This window comes from Escherichia sp. TW14182, from assembly GCF_000208525.1.
Lineage (GTDB): Bacteria > Pseudomonadota > Gammaproteobacteria > Enterobacterales > Enterobacteriaceae > Escherichia > Escherichia ruysiae.
In genome coordinates, this window is the sequence record NZ_AEJZ01000011.1 from 1 (window position 1) to 16,581 (window position 16,581).

General features: G+C 50.7%; 16 protein-coding genes. 9 read left to right on the forward strand and 7 right to left on the reverse strand.

What is annotated here, in order from left to right; genetic code table 11:
- Positions 1-78: 78 nt before the first annotated feature.
- Together rpoE and rseD are read right to left on the reverse strand one after the other, a co-directional pair.
- Entirely contained in the window at positions 79-654 is a 576-nt protein-coding gene (gene rpoE, locus EQY_RS0101335) for an RNA polymerase sigma factor RpoE (protein ID WP_001295364.1), read from the reverse strand.
- Complete coding sequence (rseD, locus tag EQY_RS26035) at positions 651-806, reverse strand: rpoE leader peptide RseD (protein WP_032147913.1); 156 nt, start codon at positions 804-806, stop codon at positions 651-653. The genes rpoE and rseD overlap by 4 nt, the downstream gene beginning before the upstream one ends.
- Positions 807-1,061: 255 nt before the next feature.
- Here rseD and nadB point away from each other — a divergent pair, with 255 nt between their 5' ends.
- The gene (nadB, locus tag EQY_RS0101345) at positions 1,062-2,684 is read left to right on the forward strand and encodes an L-aspartate oxidase (protein ID WP_001020197.1); all 1,623 of its coding nucleotides are present in this window, start codon (positions 1,062-1,064) and stop codon (positions 2,682-2,684) included.
- On the opposite strand, the gene trmN is transcribed toward nadB, so the two are convergent.
- Positions 2,669-3,406, reverse strand: a complete 738-nt coding sequence (trmN, locus tag EQY_RS0101350; protein ID WP_024212358.1) for a tRNA(1)(Val) (adenine(37)-N(6))-methyltransferase TrmN — start codon at positions 3,404-3,406, stop codon at positions 2,669-2,671. The two genes, nadB and trmN, sit on opposite strands and share 16 nt — an antisense overlap.
- Before the next feature lie 131 nt (positions 3,407-3,537).
- Here trmN and srmB point away from each other — a divergent pair, with 131 nt between their 5' ends.
- Positions 3,538-4,872 carry an ATP-dependent RNA helicase SrmB gene (gene srmB / locus EQY_RS0101355; RefSeq protein ID WP_000219193.1) on the forward strand — a complete coding sequence of 445 codons (1,335 nt, stop codon included), beginning with the start codon at positions 3,538-3,540 and terminating at the stop codon, positions 4,870-4,872.
- Positions 4,873-4,903: 31 nt separating this feature from the next.
- Here srmB and EQY_RS0101360 read toward each other — a convergent pair whose 3' ends face one another.
- Positions 4,904-5,785 carry a LysR family transcriptional regulator gene (locus tag EQY_RS0101360; protein WP_024212359.1) on the reverse strand — a complete coding sequence of 294 codons (882 nt, stop codon included), beginning with the start codon at positions 5,783-5,785 and terminating at the stop codon, positions 4,904-4,906.
- 102 nt (positions 5,786-5,887) lie between these two features.
- Between EQY_RS0101360 and eamB the strand changes: the two genes are divergently transcribed.
- Positions 5,888-6,475: a cysteine/O-acetylserine transporter gene (gene eamB, locus EQY_RS0101365; RefSeq protein WP_000189197.1), complete on the forward strand. Its 588-nt coding sequence runs from the start codon at positions 5,888-5,890 to the stop codon at positions 6,473-6,475.
- Between the two features lie 60 nt (positions 6,476-6,535).
- Here eamB and grcA read toward each other — a convergent pair whose 3' ends face one another.
- Entirely contained in the window at positions 6,536-6,919 is a 384-nt protein-coding gene (gene grcA, locus EQY_RS0101370) for an autonomous glycyl radical cofactor GrcA (RefSeq protein ID WP_000627804.1), read from the reverse strand.
- A gap of 303 nt (positions 6,920-7,222) precedes the next feature.
- Here grcA and ung point away from each other — a divergent pair, with 303 nt between their 5' ends.
- Positions 7,223-7,912, forward strand: a complete 690-nt coding sequence (ung, locus tag EQY_RS0101375; RefSeq protein ID WP_000184512.1) for a uracil-DNA glycosylase — start codon at positions 7,223-7,225, stop codon at positions 7,910-7,912.
- A gap of 46 nt (positions 7,913-7,958) precedes the next feature.
- Here the strand turns inward: ung and EQY_RS0101380 are convergent, their stop codons facing one another.
- Positions 7,959-8,996 carry a tRNA/rRNA methyltransferase gene (locus EQY_RS0101380; protein WP_000997415.1) on the reverse strand — a complete coding sequence of 346 codons (1,038 nt, stop codon included), beginning with the start codon at positions 8,994-8,996 and terminating at the stop codon, positions 7,959-7,961.
- A gap of 206 nt (positions 8,997-9,202) precedes the next feature.
- Here EQY_RS0101380 and trxC point away from each other — a divergent pair, with 206 nt between their 5' ends.
- The 5 genes from trxC (at position 9,203) to EQY_RS0101410 (ending at position 14,921) form a co-directional block, all read left to right on the forward strand.
- Positions 9,203-9,622: a thioredoxin TrxC gene (gene trxC / locus EQY_RS0101390; RefSeq protein WP_001098726.1), complete on the forward strand. Its 420-nt coding sequence runs from the start codon at positions 9,203-9,205 to the stop codon at positions 9,620-9,622.
- Between the two features lie 70 nt (positions 9,623-9,692).
- On the forward strand, positions 9,693-10,391 hold the full coding sequence (gene tapT, locus EQY_RS0101395) for a tRNA-uridine aminocarboxypropyltransferase (RefSeq protein ID WP_000138186.1): 699 nt from the start codon (positions 9,693-9,695) through the stop codon (positions 10,389-10,391).
- A gap of 31 nt (positions 10,392-10,422) precedes the next feature.
- Positions 10,423-13,083 (forward strand): peptidyl-lysine N-acetyltransferase PatZ, encoded by a 2,661-nt coding sequence (patZ, locus tag EQY_RS0101400; protein ID WP_000082944.1) that lies wholly within the window; start codon positions 10,423-10,425, stop codon positions 13,081-13,083.
- 113 nt (positions 13,084-13,196) lie between these two features.
- Positions 13,197-14,552, forward strand: coding sequence for a CDP-diacylglycerol--serine O-phosphatidyltransferase (pssA, locus tag EQY_RS0101405; protein WP_000949251.1), 1,356 nt, complete (start codon positions 13,197-13,199; stop codon positions 14,550-14,552).
- A gap of 45 nt (positions 14,553-14,597) precedes the next feature.
- On the forward strand, positions 14,598-14,921 hold the full coding sequence (locus EQY_RS0101410; RefSeq protein WP_071987900.1) for a YfiM family lipoprotein: 324 nt from the start codon (positions 14,598-14,600) through the stop codon (positions 14,919-14,921).
- Here the strand turns inward: EQY_RS0101410 and kgtP are convergent.
- Entirely contained in the window at positions 14,918-16,216 is a 1,299-nt protein-coding gene (kgtP, locus tag EQY_RS0101415) for an alpha-ketoglutarate permease (protein WP_000841090.1), read from the reverse strand. The two genes, EQY_RS0101410 and kgtP, sit on opposite strands and share 4 nt — an antisense overlap.
- Positions 16,217-16,581 lie beyond the last annotated feature (365 nt).

Here is a 16,581-nt window from a genome sequence, read left to right on the forward strand (position 1 = left end):
CCAGCGTTTCGCCATCCATTAAAGCGGAAAGTTGTTCTTTCTGCATGCCTAATACCCTTATCCAGTATCCCGCTATCGTCAACGCCTGATAAGCGGTTGAACTTTATTATCAATAGCTTCCCTCGCACGGAAGATACGTGAACGCACCGTACCCACCGGACAATCCATGATAGCGGCTATCTCTTCATAGCTCAGGCCATCCAGCTCCCGCAAGGTTATTGCCATGCGTAAATCTTCCGGGAGGGACTCAATAGTTCGGAAAACTATCTGTCTCAGTTCTTCTGACAACATTAAGTTCTCAGGGTTCGAAATTTCTTTCAGCGCGCCGCCACTTTCGAAGTTTTCAGCTTCAATGGCATCCACATCACTGGAAGGTGGACGACGCCCCTGAGCAACCAGGTAATTTTTTGCCGTATTAACAGCAATCCGATACAGCCATGTATAAAAAGCACTATCTCCCCGGAACGAATCCAGCGCACGATAGGCTTTAATAAAAGCTTCTTGTACCACATCGGGAACATCACCCGACGGCACATAGCGGGAAACCAGACTCGCCACCTTATGCTGATAGCGCACTACCAGTAAGTTAAAGGCTTTCTGATCTCCCTTCTGGACCCGCTCAACCAGGACCTGGTCCGTTAACTGCTCGCTCATCCGAGGTAAAATCTCCCCAAACCAAATTTCCACGCGCTATCGAAACGCCACTCCATTAGCTGCAATTTGAGCAAGCAAAGGGTTAGAGTGTCTCGTTTTTGTAAAGTTCCGTAACGCATCTGTTTTTGTTTGTCATGCTGTAGACGGATCATTATCTATCATTATAAGTCTACAGAATCTGAATAACGCATTATCTGTGTAGAAATGCCCATTTAACTGCCTGAAGAGTAACCCAACGGCCTTTTTATTTCACCACCTAATCCTCCGCCGACGAGCAACTTCTCTTTTTCCCGTCTTCCTGAATCAACATGTTTAGCCCTTGTAACAAACATCAAAATAACAGATGTTTAATTGTACAACATGATGCTATGCTGACCGAACGGTGTTTAGTAAATTAAACAATCAAAATGAATATTTTCCCTGAACATTCTTGTGATGTGTTGATTATTGGTAGCGGTGCCGCCGGGCTTTCACTGGCGCTACGTCTGGCGGATAAGCATCAAGTCATCGTTCTAAGTAAAGGTCAAGTTACAGAAGGCTCGACGTTTTACGCCCAGGGCGGAATTGCCGCCGTGTTTGATGAAACTGACAGCATCGATTCCCATGTGGAAGATACCTTAATTGCTGGTGCCGGAATTTGCGATCGCCATGCAGTTGAATTTGTTGCCAGCAATGCGCGTTCCTGCGTGCAATGGTTGATCGACCAGGGGGTGTTGTTTGATACCCACGTTCGGCCAAATGGCGAAGAGAGCTACCATCTGACCCGTGAAGGTGGACATAGTCACCGTCGTATTCTTCATGCCGCCGACGCCACTGGTAAAGAAGTAGAAACCACGCTGGTGAGCAAGGCGCAGAACCATCCGAATATTCGCGTGCTGGAACGCAGCAACGCAGTCGATCTGATTATTTCTGACAAAATTGGTCTGCCGGGTACGCGGCGGGTTGTTGGCGCGTGGGTATGGAATCGCAATAAAGAAGCAGTAGAAACCTGCCACGCAAAAGCGGTAGTGCTGGCAACCGGAGGCGCATCGAAAGTTTATCAGTATACCACCAATCCTGATATATCCTCCGGCGATGGTATTGCCATGGCCTGGCGCGCGGGTTGCCGGGTTGCTAATCTTGAATTTAATCAGTTCCACCCTACCGCACTGTATCATCCACAGGCTCGAAATTTCCTGTTAACGGAAGCTTTACGTGGCGAAGGCGCTTATTTGAAACGCCCGGACGGTACACGATTTATGCCCGATTTTGATGATCGCGGCGAACTGGCACCGCGCGATATTGTTGCTCGTGCTATTGATCACGAAATGAAGCGCCTCGGCGCGGATTGTATGTTCCTCGATATCAGCCATAAACCTGCGGATTTTATTCGTCAGCATTTCCCGATGATTTATGAAAAGTTATTGGGACTGGGTATTGATCTCACGAAAGAGCCTGTCCCAATAGTGCCCGCTGCGCACTACACCTGCGGTGGCGTGATGGTAGATGATTATGGGCGTACCGACGTTGATGGCCTGTATGCCATTGGTGAAGTCAGCTATACAGGATTACATGGCGCTAACCGAATGGCCTCTAACTCATTGCTGGAGTGTCTGGTCTACGGCTGGTCGGCAGCGGAAGATATTGCAAAGCGTATGCCCTATGTGCGCGGCGTCAGTACGTTACCGCAGTGGGATGAAAGCCGCGTTGAGAATCCTGATGAACTGGTGGTGATTCAACATAACTGGCATGAGTTACGCCTGTTTATGTGGGATTACGTGGGCATTGTACGCACAACAAAGCGCCTGGAGCGCGCCCTGCGGCGGATCAATATGTTGCAGCAGGAGATAGATGAATATTATGCTCACTTCCGTGTGTCGAATAATTTGCTGGAGCTGCGTAATCTGGTGCAGGTTGCCGAGTTGATTGTTCGCTGCGCGATAATGCGCAAAGAGAGTCGGGGCTTGCATTACACGCTGGATTACCCGGAGCTACTCGCGCATTCCGGTCCGTCGATTCTCACCCCCGGCAATCATTACATAAACAGATAAAAAGCCTGGGTCAGCGCCGTATACGCTTCGGAATAGTTCTGGTCTGGCCCACGAATCACTAAGCGATCGCTAAAACACTCCCCCGCCTGTGGGGAGAATGCCAGCAGCACCCGATGCGGCAGTCGCGCTTCGTTTTCCGCCACATCCGTCCGTAAACGTAAATGCCAGCCCATATTTAACGCCAGTTCAGTAAAACCATTACCGACCTGTTCTGGCAGCACCACGCAGAAAAATCCCTCTTCGGTAATGCATTCTGCCGCGCAAGTGAGCAACGTCTGGTGATCAAGTGTAGTGGTATAGCGCGCCTGCTCCCGCTGTGGTGTTGCGCACTCTACTCCCTGCTGATAATACGGCGGGTTGCTGATAATTAAATCAAAACGCGCAGACTGCTGGGTAATCCACTGCTGAATATCCACCGTATGGACGTTAATCCGCTCTGCCCACGGGGACTGCGCGATATTTTCCTGCGCCTGGGCAGCCGCTTCATTTTCAATTTCAACCGCATCGATTATCACGCCATCATCGGTGCGCTGCGCCAGCATCAAAGCCAATAAGCCGCTACCGCTACCGATATCAAGGCAGCGTTTTACCCCAGCCACAGGAGCCCATGCGCCCAGCAAAATTCCATCCGTTCCCACTTTCATTGCACAGCGATCGTGTGCGACAAAAAACTGTTTAAAAGTAAATCCATTACGACGAAGCACGGATGTAGACTGTGACATGAAAATAAAACCTTGCTGGAAAAACGGCGATAGCGCCGGGTAAGAACAATACCTGAGAAGCGATATCCATACAAACAGATGAAGATTGCAGCCGTAACGTCTATAATCAGCGCCCCACACAGAGGTAGAACATGACTGTAACGACTTTTTCCGAACTTGAACTCGACGAAAGCCTGCTGGAAGCACTCCAGGATAAAGGTTTCACTCGCCCGACCGCCATTCAGGCTGCCGCCATTCCGCCTGCGCTCGATGGCCGTGATGTACTCGGTTCTGCGCCGACAGGCACCGGTAAAACGGCGGCGTATCTGCTGCCAGCGTTGCAGCACCTGCTCGATTTCCCGCGTAAGAAATCCGGTCCGCCGCGTATTTTGATCCTCACCCCAACTCGCGAACTGGCGATGCAGGTGGCCGATCATGCCCGCGAACTGGCGAAACATACGCATCTGGATATTGCCACCATCACCGGTGGCGTGGCTTATATGAACCACGCAGAAGTGTTCAGCGAAAACCAGGACATCGTGGTCGCCACAACTGGTCGTCTGCTGCAGTATATAAAAGAAGAGAACTTCGATTGCCGCGCGGTTGAAACGCTGATCCTCGACGAAGCAGACCGTATGCTGGATATGGGTTTCGCCCAGGATATCGAACATATTGCTGGCGAAACTCGCTGGCGTAAACAAACCCTGCTCTTCTCGGCAACGCTGGAAGGCGATGCTATTCAGGATTTTGCTGAGCGTCTGCTCGAAGATCCGGTGGAAGTTTCTGCGAATCCGTCCACCCGTGAGCGCAAAAAGATTCATCAGTGGTATTACCGCGCCGATGATCTTGAGCATAAAACTGCGTTGCTGGTGCATCTGTTAAAACAGCCGGAAGCGACTCGCTCAATTGTCTTTGTGCGTAAGCGTGAGCGTGTGCATGAACTGGCAAACTGGCTGCGCGAAGCAGGCATCAACAACTGCTATCTCGAAGGTGAGATGGTGCAAGGTAAACGCAACGAAGCGATCAAACGCCTGACCGAAGGCCGCGTTAACGTACTGGTTGCAACTGATGTTGCCGCACGTGGTATCGACATTCCGGATGTCAGTCACGTCTTTAACTTCGATATGCCGCGCAGTGGCGATACTTATTTGCACCGTATCGGGCGTACCGCTCGCGCTGGCCGTAAAGGCACCGCAATTTCACTGGTTGAAGCTCATGACCATCTGCTGCTGGGCAAAGTTGGCCGTTATATTGAAGAGCCAATTAAAGCTCGCGTAATTGATGAGTTACGCCCGAAAACGCGTGCGCCAAGCGAGAAACAGACCGGCAAGCCATCGAAAAAAGTGTTGGCAAAACGCGCCGAGAAGAAAAAGGCTAAAGAGAAAGAGAAGCCACGGGTGAAAAAACGCCATCGCGATACCAAAAATATTGGTAAGCGCCGCAAACCAAGCGGAACGGGCGTGCCGCCGCAAACGACAGAAGAGTAATCATAATGCCGGGTTTAAGCCCGGCATTTTTTTATCCCGGCAAAAAACACTCTTCAACACACTGAATAAAAGTATGCATCGCCGGGCTAACCGCTTTTCCGGCATGGTGAGCGCACATTGCCGTAATGGTCTGCGACGGTTCGCCGAAGGGTAATTCAATTAATTCTCCGCACTCCAGCTCTTTTGCTACCGCAAATCGCGGTAAGTAGCTGACTCCGATGTTTGCCGCGACACATCGCTTGATACTTTCAATGCTTATAAGCTCAATGGTGTGTTCCACCGTAATCCGCCGCTGACGCAGCGTGCTTTCAAATATCTGGCGGAAGACACATTGCGGTTCGTTAATAATAAAGCTACAGGCGTTATGTCTTCCCGGCTCAGTAAAATCGACATCTGTAATTTGCGGTGAAGCCACCAACACCAGTGATTGTTCACCCAACTCTCGTCGGTTCAGAGCATCATCATTCCCTACGCGATAAAAGACACCGATATCGGCCTCATCATTCAGCAATGCATCACGGATCACGTAGCAATTCAGCGACTGCAACGATAAACGTACTTTGGGTGCGCGTTGCCGAAAACGCTGCAACACCTGCGGCATTCGGTAAGAGAGTAGCGTTTCACCTGAAACAACGCGCAGCTCTCCGTCCGGATCCGACTCTTTTTTGGCAGCCTCGCGTAGCGTATCCATCACTCTGGTGAGTTCATAAATGTGCGGCAGCAGCTTTTTTCCTTCGCGAGTGAGGCACATCCGTCGGCCAATTTTCTCAAACAACTGAACCGAGAACTCCTGTTCAAGCTGCTGAATATGAAAAGTAACCGTCGATTGTGTGCAGCACAATTTTTGCGAAGCTCGCAAAAAGGAACCCTCTTCCACCACGGTTTTAAGCGTAATAAAACGGCGCAGATCCATAAATCCAAACCTATCGAGATTGTCGAATTTAGAATGAAAAAACATTCATTTTTTTAAATGTTTCATGTCGGGTACTGTCTACCAAAACAGAGGAGATAACAAGTGACACCGACCCTTTTAAGTGCTTTTTGGACCTACACTCTGATTACGGCCCTCACGCCAGGACCGAACAATATTCTCGCTTTGAGTTCAGCCACGTCGCATGGGGTTCGTCAGAGTTCCCGCGTGCTGGCAGGGATGAGTCTGGGATTTTTAATCGTCATGTTGCTGTGTGCGGGAATTTCGTTTTCACTGGCTGTTATCGATCCGGCAGCAGTGCATTTGTTGAGTTGGGCGGGGGCAGCATATATTGTCTGGCTGGCGTGGAAAATCGCTACCAGTCCAACAAAAGAAGACGGACTTCAGGCAAAACCGATCAGTTTTTGGGCCAGCTTTGCTTTGCAGTTTGTGAACGTCAAAATTATTTTGTACGGCATTACGGCACTGTCGACGTTTGTTCTGCCGCAAACACAGGCGTTAAGCTGGGTAGTTGGCGTCAGCGTTTTGCTGGCGATGATTGGGACGTTTGGCAATGTGTGTTGGGCGCTGGCGGGACATCTGTTTCAGCGATTGTTTAACCGCTATGGCCGTCAGTTGAATATCGTGCTGGCGCTGTTGCTGGTCTATTGTGCGGTACGCATTTTCTATTGAAAGACAAAAGAAAAGCGGAAGAGGTCACCCTCTTCCGCTTAATAACTTGCTACTTAAGCCTTACAGGCTTTCAGTAAAGGTACGAGCGATAACGTCGCGCTGCTGTTCCGGAGTCAGAGAGTTGAAGCGAACTGCATAACCGGATACACGGATGGTCAGCTGCGGATATTTTTCCGGATGCTTAACTGCATCTTCCAGAGTTTCACGACGCAGAACGTTTACGTTCAGGTGCTGGCCACCTTCAACGCGAACTTCTGGTTTAACTTCTACTGGAACTTCACGGTATTCAATGTCACCCAGTTTGCTTACTGCAACCACTTCGTCTTCTGCAAAACCTGCTTTCGCAACGATGCAACGCGCTTCGCCTTTTTCGCTGTCCAGCAGCCAGAAAGAGTTCAGCAGATCGTCATTAGCGGCTTTAGTAATCTGGATACCTGTAATCATGTGATGCCTCCCCGGCAAATTATTTGATTTGATTAGCCTGTCGCGGCCAATTGGTAAAACCATTGTTGCTTGAGTGTATATATACTCCTCAAACACCCTTGATTCTTTGATTTAAATCAACAAAAACCACACATCAAATGTGGTCGTAAATGGATTTTATTGTTTTACATCAACTTATACGAGTGTGGAATTTTACCAATTTACATTTTTTTGCACTCGTTTATGGCTAAAAAATGAGCTTGATTTTGTTCTGTAGAAAGAAGCAGTTAAGCTAGGCGGATTGAAGATCCGCAGGAGAGCGAGATGACTAACCAATTAACCTGGCATGACGTGCTGGCTGAAGAAAAGCAGCAACCCTATTTTCTTAACACCCTCCAGACCGTTGCCAGCGAGCGGCAGTCCGGGATAACCATCTACCCACCACAAAAAGATGTCTTTAACGCCTTTCGCTTTACTGAACTGGGCGATGTCAAAGTGGTGATCCTCGGTCAGGATCCTTACCACGGCCCCGGACAAGCGCACGGTCTGGCATTTTCCGTTCGCCTAGGCATTGCTATACCGCCTTCTCTACTGAATATGTACAAAGAGCTGGAAAATACCCTTCCAGGCTTTACTCGCCCGACACATGGCTATCTTGAAAGCTGGGCACGTCAAGGGGTTCTCCTGCTCAACACCGTATTGACGGTGCGCGCAGGCCAGGCACATTCCCACGCCAGCCTCGGCTGGGAAACGTTTACTGATAAAGTCATCAGCCTGATTAATCAGCATCGTGAAGGCGTGGTGTTTTTGTTGTGGGGATCACATGCGCAAAAGAAAGGGGCGATTATAGATAAGCAACGCCATCACGTGCTGAAAGCGCCACATCCGTCACCGCTTTCGGCGCATCGTGGATTCTTTGGCTGCAACCATTTTGTGCTGGCAAATCAGTGGCTGGTACAACGTGGCGAGACGCCGATTGACTGGATGCCAGTATTACCGGCAGAGAGTGAGTAATTGACGGAAAAATACCGGATGGCAGAATTGCCATCCGGCTGATTTATCAGGCTTTATTCTGACGCCACCATTCGCCAAGCAGCACACCAGTTGCGACAGAGATATTCAGACCAGCAACGTTGCCAGTACCGTCAATCTTCACGCGCAGATCGTTCGGATCGCGTGCGGCATCCGGTAAGCCTTCATATTCCTGACCCAGCACCAGCACCATTTTCGCTGGTAGACTGGTTTTGAACAGCGGTTTACCCTGCTCGCTGGAAGTGGTCACGACGGTGTAACCCGCCTGACGGAAATCATCCAGCACGTTAACAATGTTGTCGCCGGTAATCGGCTGAACGTGCTCTGCGCCGCCTTCTGCGGTACGGATTGCCGCACCCGATTCCAGCAACGCCGCATCCTGCACCACAACGCCTTTCACGCCGAAGTGCGCACAGCTACGCATCATGCCACCCAGGTTATGCGGGTTAGATTCGTTTTCCAGCGCCAGTACGCAATCCTGCGCGCCAGCCTGGCTTACCCACTGCTGTACGGTTGTGCCGTTACGCTTTTTGATCAGGAAGCAAACGCCGCCGTGATGTTCCGTGCCTGACGCTTTTGTCAGTTCCGCTTCATCCACTACATGGTACGCTTTGCGGTTTGCCGCCATCCAGCGCAATGCTTCTTTAAAACGTGGCGTTACGCTCTGGATAAACCAGGCGCGAACAATCGCTTCCGGACGGCTCTGGAACAGTGCCTGACATGCATTTTCACCGTAGACGCGGGTTTCTTCCGCACGCTGACGACGCAAAACTTCGGGATCAATAAAACTTTTACCACTGATGCCACCGTGATCGGCCTTTTCTGGTGCCTCATCACCCGGCGCGCGGGAAACGGTGCGCCACGGCGACTCTTCCCACTTGCGGTCACGGGGCTGACTCTGTTTGTCATCGCGGGCGGGGCGACGGCCACCGTCAGCACGAGATTTTCCTGGACGCCCGCCCCCTTTCCCGGTGCGCGGGTTGTGGGTACGTTTATCAGAATCATCATCACTGCGGACATACATCACTTTGACCTTGCCGCTTTTACCTTTCATTTCATCGTTCATGCTTTTCTCCACCAGCGCTGCGCGAAGCGCGCAGATTACCCGAAGTGCGCGCGGTTCGCCATGATTTCGTACCAAAGCCTGCGACTATCATACCTATTGAATAAAACAGATTGTTGTCTGGAACATTGCCTTTGATAATATGTAACATATTAGAAACATACCGGCGTCATTGCCGATAAGTCTCCTTACTCATCCCGAGGTTAGTTATGAATACCGTTTGTACCCATTGTCAGGCCATCAATCGCATTCCCGACGATCGGATCGAAGATGCGGCAAAATGCGGACGCTGCGGTCACGACCTGTTTGACGGAGAGGTGATTAATGCGACCGGTGAAACACTCGACAAATTGCTGAAAGACGATCTGCCTGTAGTGATCGACTTCTGGGCGCCGTGGTGCGGCCCTTGCCGTAACTTCGCGCCGATTTTTGAAGATGTTGCGCAAGAGCGTAGCGGTAAAGTGCGTTTTGTAAAAGTGAATACCGAAGCCGAACGTGAATTAAGCAGCCGCTTTGGTATTCGTAGCATTCCGACGATCATGATTTTCAAAAATGGTCAGGTTGTTGACATGCTTAACGGCGCTGTGCCGAAAGCGCCGTTCGATAGCTGGTTGAACGAATCTCTTTAATCTTGCCGGGGCGCATCTTGTGCCCCGTTTTCTCCTCTGCGACAATGGCGGTTTTTCGACGCTCTCTCTCATGACCGAAAACGCTGTTCTCCAGTTACGCGCCGAACGTATTGCACGCGCAACGCGTCCTTTTCTTGCCCGTGGTAATCGCGTTCGTCGTTGCCAACGCTGTCTTTTGCCAGAGAAACTTTGCCTCTGTTCGACAATCACCCCAACTGAAGCAAAAAGCCGTTTTTGTTTGCTGATGTTCGATACCGAGCCAATGAAGCCCAGCAATACCGGACGTTTAATTGCTGATATCTTGCCGGATACTGTCGCGTTTCAATGGTCGCGTACCGAACCCTCGCAAGATTTGCTGGATCTGGTACAAAACCCGGATTATCAGCCAATGGTGGTTTTTCCTGCCTCGTATGCCGGCGAGCAACGGGAAGTCATCTTCTCGCCGCCTTCCGGTAAGCCGCCGCTGTTTATTATGCTCGATGGCACCTGGCCGGAAGCACGCAAGATGTTTCGTAAAAGTCCGTATCTGGATAATTTCCCGGTTATTTCCGTCGATCTTTCCCGGCTTTCTGCCTATCGCCTGCGTGAAGCCCAGGCCGAAGGCCAATATTGTACTGCCGAAGTAGCCATCGCACTTTTAGATATGGCAGGCGATACCGAAGCAGCAACGGGCTTAGGCGAGCATTTCACTCGTTTTAAAACGCGCTATCTGGCAGGAAAAACGCAACATCTGGGTAGCATCACAGCAGAACTGTTAGAAAGCGTTTAAAATCATTCGGTCACTTCTGCGGGAGACCGGTATGAGTCAGCGAGGACTGGAAGCACTACTGCGACCAAAATCGATTGCGGTAATTGGCGCATCGATGAAACCCAATCGCGCAGGTTACCTGATGATGCGTAACCTGCTGGCGGGAGGCTTTAACGGACCGGTACTCCCGGTGACGCCAGCCTGGAAAGCGGTGTTGGGTGTGTTGGCCTGGCCGGATATTGCCAGCTTGCCCTTTACACCCGACCTTGCGGTTTTGTGTACCAATGCCAGCCGCAATATTGCTCTTCTGGAAGAGCTCGGCAAGAAAGGCTGTAAAACCTGCATTATTCTTTCTGCACCGGCATCTCAACACGAAGATCTCCGCGCCTGCGCCCTGCGCCATAACATGCGCCTGCTAGGACCAAACAGTCTGGGCTTACTGGCTCCCTGGCAAGGTCTGAATGCCAGCTTTTCGCCTGTGCCGATTAAACGCGGCAAGCTGGCGTTTATTTCACAATCGGCTGCCGTCTCCAACACCATCCTCGACTGGGCGCAACAGCGTGAGATGGGCTTTTCCTACTTTATTGCGCTCGGCGACAGCCTGGATATCGACGTTGATGAATTGCTCGACTATCTGGCGCGCGACAGTAAAACCAGCGCCATCCTGCTCTATCTCGAACAGTTAAGCGACGCGCGACGCTTTGTTTCGGCAGCCCGTAGTGCCTCGCGCAATAAACCGATTCTGGTGATTAAAAGCGGACGTAGCCCGGCGGCTCAACGTCTGTTGAACACCACGGCAGGAATGGATCCGGCGTGGGATGCGGCTATTCAGCGTGCAGGTTTATTACGAGTGCAGGACACTCACGAACTGTTTTCGGCGGTAGAAACCCTTAGCCATATGCGCCCGCTACGTGGCGACCGGCTGATGATAATCAGCAACGGTGCCGCGCCTGCCGCGCTGGCACTGGATGCCTTATGGTCGCGCAATGGCAAGCTGGCAACGCTAAGTGAAGAGATTTGCCAGAAACTGCGCGATGCGCTGCCAGAACATGTTGCTATCTCTAACCCGCTCGATCTGCGCGATGACGCCAGCAGCGAGCATTATGTCAAAACGCTGGATATTCTGTTTCACAGCCAGGATTTTGATGCGCTGATGGTTATTCATTCGCCCAGCGCCGCAGCGCCCGCAACAGAAAGTGCGCAAGCATTAATTGAAGCGGTAAAACATCACCCTCGCAGCAAGTATTTATCTCTGCTGACGAACTGGTGTGGAGAACACTCCTCGCAAGAGGCACGACGTTTATTCAGCGAAGCCGGGCTGCCGACCTATCGAACGCCGGAAGGTACTATTACCGCTTTTATGCATATGGTGGAGTACCGACGTAATCAGAAGCAACTACGCGAAACGCCGGCGCTGCCCAGCAATCTGACCTCTAATACCGCAGAAGCGCATATTCTGCTACAGCAAGCCATTGCTGAAGGAGCGACATCACTCGATACCCATGAAGTTCAGCCCATCCTGCAAGCGTATGGCATGAACACGCTTCCCACCTGGATTGCCACTGACAGCACCGAAGCTGTACATATTGCCGAACAGATTGGTTATCCGGTGGCGCTGAAGTTGCGCTCGCCGGATATTCCGCATAAATCAGAAGTTCAGGGCGTGATGCTCTATTTGCGTACGGCTAGTGAAGTCCAGCAAGCCGCGAACGCTATTTTCTATCGGGTAAAAATGGCCTGGCCGCAGGCGCGTATTCACGGCCTTTTAGTGCAAAGTATGGCTAACCGTGCAGGTGCTCAGGAGTTGCGCGTAGTCGTCGAGCACGATCCGGTTTTCGGGCCGTTGATCATGCTGGGTGAAGGCGGTGTGGAGTGGCGTCCTGAAGATCAAGCCGTCGTCGCACTGCCGCCGCTGAATATGAACCTGGCCCGCTATCTGGTTATTCAGGGGATCAAAAGTAAAAAGATTCGTGCTCGCAGTGCACTGCGTCCACTCGACGTCGCGGGCTTAAGCCAGTTACTGGTGCAGGTTTCCAACCTGATTGTCGATTGCCCGGAAATTCAGCGTCTGGATATTCATCCTTTGCTGGCTTCCGGCAGTGAATTTACCGCGCTGGATGTCACGCTGGATATTGCGCCTTTTGAAGGCGATAACGAGAGTCGGCTGGCTGTGCGCCCTTATCCGCATCAGCTGGAAGAGTGGGTAGAATTGAAAAACGGCGAACGCTGCTTGTTCCGCCCGATTTTGCCGGAAGATGAGCCGCAGCTTCAGCAATTCATTTCGCGAGTCACCAAAGAAGATCTTTATTACCGCTACTTTAGCGAGATCAACGAATTTACCCATGAAGATTTAGCCAACATGACGCAGATCGACTACGATCGAGAAATGGCTTTTGTGGCGGTACGACGTATTGATCAAACAGAAGAGATCCTCGGTGTCACACGAGCGATCTCCGACCCAGATAACATCGATGCCGAATTTGCCGTACTGGTTCGATCGGATCTCAAAGGATTAGGCTTAGGCCGCCGCTTAATGGAAAAGTTGATTACCTATACGCGAGATCACGGACTGCAACGCCTGAATGGTATTACGATGCCAAACAATCGTGGCATGGTGGCGCTGGCTCGCAAGCTCGGGTTTAACGTTGATATCCAGCTCGAAGAGGGGATCGTTGGGCTTACGCTAAATCTTGCCCAGCGCGAGGTATCATGAGTAAGGTACTGGAAATGTTGACCACTTAATCGGGACTGGTGTTATTATTGCTCGCTTATGTCGTCTGCATTGCACAGAGGACCCTTCAATGAACAGAGAAGAAATGCACTGTGATGTTGTCAAAATTTAAGCGTAATAAACATCAACAACACCTTGCCCAACTACCCAAGATTTCTCAATCAGTTGATGATGTCGATTTCTTTTACGCTCCCGCCGACTTCCGGGAGACGCTGCTGGAAAAAATAGCCAGCGCGAAGCAGCGCATTTGCATTGTTGCCCTGTATCTCGAACAGGATGACGGTGGCAAAGGCATTCTGAACGCGTTGTATGAGGCTAAACGGCAACGTCCGGAACTGGATGTGCGGGTGCTGGTCGACTGGCATCGTGCACAACGTGGACGCATTGGCGCTGCGGCATCTGACACTAACGCTGACTGGTACTGCCGCATGGCGCAGGAAAATCCGGGCGTAGATGTTCCGGTTTATGGCGTTCCAATCAATACCCGTGAAGCCCTTGGTGTTCTGCACTTTAAAGGCTTTATCATCGACGATAGCGTACTTTATAGCGGTGCCAGCCTGAACGATGTTTACCTGCATCAGCACGATAAATATCGCTACGACCGTTATCATCTGATCCGTAACCGTAAGATGTCAGACATTATGTTTGAATGGGTTACACAGAATATTATGAATGGTCGCGGCGTTAATCGTCTGGATGATGTTAATCGCCCAAAAAGTCCGGAAATCAAGAACGACATTCGCCTGTTCCGCCAGGAGCTGCGTGATGCCGCTTATCATTTCCAGGGCGATGCCGACAACGATCAGCTTTCCGTAACGCCGTTGGTAGGTCTGGGGAAATCGAGTCTGTTGAACAAGACCATTTTCCATCTTATGCCTTGTGCCGAGCAGAAACTAACCATCTGCACCCCCTACTTCAACCTGCCAGCAATCCTTGTGCGCAATATCATCCAGTTGCTGCGCGAAGGGAAAAAGGTCGAAATTATTGTTGGTGATAAAACCGCGAATGACTTCTACATTCCGGAAGATGAACCTTTCAAGATAATTGGCGCACTGCCTTATCTTTATGAGATCAATCTGCGTCGCTTCCTGAGCCGTTTGCAGTATTACGTCAATACTGACCAGTTAGTGGTTCGGTTATGGAAAGATGACGACAACACCTATCACCTGAAAGGGATGTGGGTTGATGATAAGTGGATGCTGGTAACCGGTAATAACCTGAACCCACGCGCCTGGCGTCTGGATCTGGAAAACGCCATTTTGATCCACGATCCGCAACTGGAGCTTGCACCACAGCGTGAGAAAGAACTGGAGCTGATCCGCGAGCATACCACCATCGTTAAGCACTACCGCGATCTGCAAAGTATTGCCGATTATCCGGTGAAAGTTCGCAAACTTATCCGCCGTTTGCGCCGTATCCGCATCGACCGATTAATTAGCCGCATCCTGTAATCACAACCCCGTCCTGTACGGGGTTTGTTTTTTGGAGGCCACGTTTTGCGTATTCTTTTTGTCTGTTCGCTATTGTTACTTTCTGGATGCAGCCACATGGCTAACGATAGCTGGAGCGGGCAGGATAAAGCTCAACACTTTATCGCCTCGGCGATGCTTTCTGCCGCCGGAAATGAATACGCACAGCATCAGGGAATGAGCTCTGACCGTAGCGCCACGTTCGGGCTGATGTTCTCTGTAGGGCTGGGCGCGTCAAAAGAACTTTGGGATAGCCGCCCTGAAGGGAGCGGCTGGAGCTGGAAAGATTTTGCCTGGGATATCGCCGGTGCAAGCACCGGCTATACCGTCTGGCAACTGGCGCATCACTAAAGACGCATTCCCTTCCCTTTGCGATGCAATGTTAGTGAAACCAGAAATGCAATAACTGACATAAAGGTGACATACCAGAAGAAGGCTGTTTCCATCCCTACCGATTTCAGCGACAGCGCCACATACTCCGCTGAGCCACCAAATATAGCATTGGCGACTGCATATGACAGACCAACGCCTAATGCACGAACCTGTGCCGGGAACATCTCAGCCTTCAGTATTCCACTGATTGAAGTATAAAAACTCACTATCAGCAGGGCGCACATCACCAGACCAAAAGCGGCATAAGGAGAGGAAACGTTCTGCAATGCTGAAAGAATCGGAACGGTAAAAATGGCTGCCAGAGAACCAAAACATAACATTGAAGTTCGGCGGCCAATCTTATCCGACAGTGCCCCAATGAGCGGCTGGATGAGCATAAATACAAACAGTGCTGCTGTCATAATGCCGCTTGCTACGTTTGCGTGCATTCCCGCAGTATTCACCAGATACTTCTGCATGTAAGTGGTGAAGGTATAGAAACAAAGGGAGCCCGCAGCGGTAAAACCGAGAACCATGATGAATGCTCGGCGATTGCGCCATAATCCTTTCAAAGATCCAGCTTCTTTTAAAGCGCGTGTTTCTTGTTGTGAAGTTTCATCCAATTGACGGCGTAACCACAACGCCACAACAGCTAACACAGCTCCTAACGCAAAAGGAATACGCCATCCCCACTCTCTGAGTGCAGCGTCTTCCATGGTGTGTTGTAAAACCACGACAACCAGTAGGGCTAGCAGTTGTCCGCCGATCAACGTCACATACTGAAATGATGCGTAAAAACCTTTGCGCCCTTCAACGGCAACTTCACTCATATAGGTGGCGCTGGTGCCATATTCTCCGCCAACGGATAATCCCTGAAATAAACGCGCGAGAAGCAATAATGCTGGAGCCCAGGTACCGATTGTTTCATAACCAGGCAAACAGGCGATTACCAGTGAGCCGAAACACATCATACACACCGATAACAGCATCGATTTTTTACGACCATGTTTATCGGCTATGCGTCCAAATAGCCAACCGCCTATTGGGCGCATCAGGAATCCCGCAGCAAAAACACCGGCTGTTTGCAGTAGTTGAGTAGTCGTGTTCCCAGAAGGGAAGAAGATGTGGGCGAAGTAGAGTGAACAGAACGAGTAGACATAGAAATCGAACCACTCGACCAGATTACCTGAAGAGGCCCCCACAATTGCCCAAATGCGGCGACGAGTATCACTACTTGTCAGTTTGCCGTCTGCCGTTACAGTGCTTTCTGCCATGCCACTATTTCTCCTGCCATAATCCGATGCTTTGTCGGTTGCTGTTGTTTGTTTTTTAGTAAAGTAAATGTTATACATTTGTTGCGTGAGGTTATGCAACCTTAACAGTGACTTTAGTTAGCATGAGAACGGTTATTAAGGCGCTTCAGAAGAGATTTCTGGTAAGGAGAACGCATGGAAGTGGGGAAATTGATGAAACCGTATCCATTGCTGAATCTGGTGTATATGGGGGAATAATGCGCGGTTTCCCCCTACCGTGCCTGCGTAGACCGGACAAGACGCGCCAGCGTCGCATCCGGCATTTTTTTTGCACCAGCGCAAAAAGGCCATCCTTACGGATGGCCTTCTGCTTTATCTGATGCCTG

Excerpts from the sequence above, each read along its gene's own strand:
- kgtP (WP_000841090.1), bottom strand. The coding sequence starts at position 16,216 with ATGGCAGAAAGCACTGTAACGGCAGACGGCAAACTGACAAGTAGTGAT.
- rpoE (WP_001295364.1), bottom strand. The coding sequence starts at position 654 with ATGAGCGAGCAGTTAACGGACCAGGTCCTGGTTGAGCGGGTCCAGAAG.
- EQY_RS0101360 (WP_024212359.1), bottom strand. The coding sequence starts at position 5,785 with ATGGATCTGCGCCGTTTTATTACGCTTAAAACCGTGGTGGAAGAGGGT.
- trxC (WP_001098726.1), top strand. The coding sequence starts at position 9,203 with ATGAATACCGTTTGTACCCATTGTCAGGCCATCAATCGCATTCCCGAC.
- trmN (WP_024212358.1), bottom strand. The coding sequence starts at position 3,406 with ATGTCACAGTCTACATCCGTGCTTCGTCGTAATGGATTTACTTTTAAA.
- EQY_RS0101380 (WP_000997415.1), bottom strand. The coding sequence starts at position 8,996 with ATGAACGATGAAATGAAAGGTAAAAGCGGCAAGGTCAAAGTGATGTAT.
- nadB (WP_001020197.1), top strand. The coding sequence starts at position 1,062 with ATGAATATTTTCCCTGAACATTCTTGTGATGTGTTGATTATTGGTAGC.
- ung (WP_000184512.1), top strand. The coding sequence starts at position 7,223 with ATGACTAACCAATTAACCTGGCATGACGTGCTGGCTGAAGAAAAGCAG.
- tapT (WP_000138186.1), top strand. The coding sequence starts at position 9,693 with ATGACCGAAAACGCTGTTCTCCAGTTACGCGCCGAACGTATTGCACGC.
- rseD (WP_032147913.1), bottom strand. The coding sequence starts at position 806 with ATGATCCGTCTACAGCATGACAAACAAAAACAGATGCGTTACGGAACT.
- grcA (WP_000627804.1), bottom strand. The coding sequence starts at position 6,919 with ATGATTACAGGTATCCAGATTACTAAAGCCGCTAATGACGATCTGCTG.
- patZ (WP_000082944.1), top strand. The coding sequence starts at position 10,423 with ATGAGTCAGCGAGGACTGGAAGCACTACTGCGACCAAAATCGATTGCG.
- pssA (WP_000949251.1), top strand. The coding sequence starts at position 13,197 with ATGTTGTCAAAATTTAAGCGTAATAAACATCAACAACACCTTGCCCAA.
- srmB (WP_000219193.1), top strand. The coding sequence starts at position 3,538 with ATGACTGTAACGACTTTTTCCGAACTTGAACTCGACGAAAGCCTGCTG.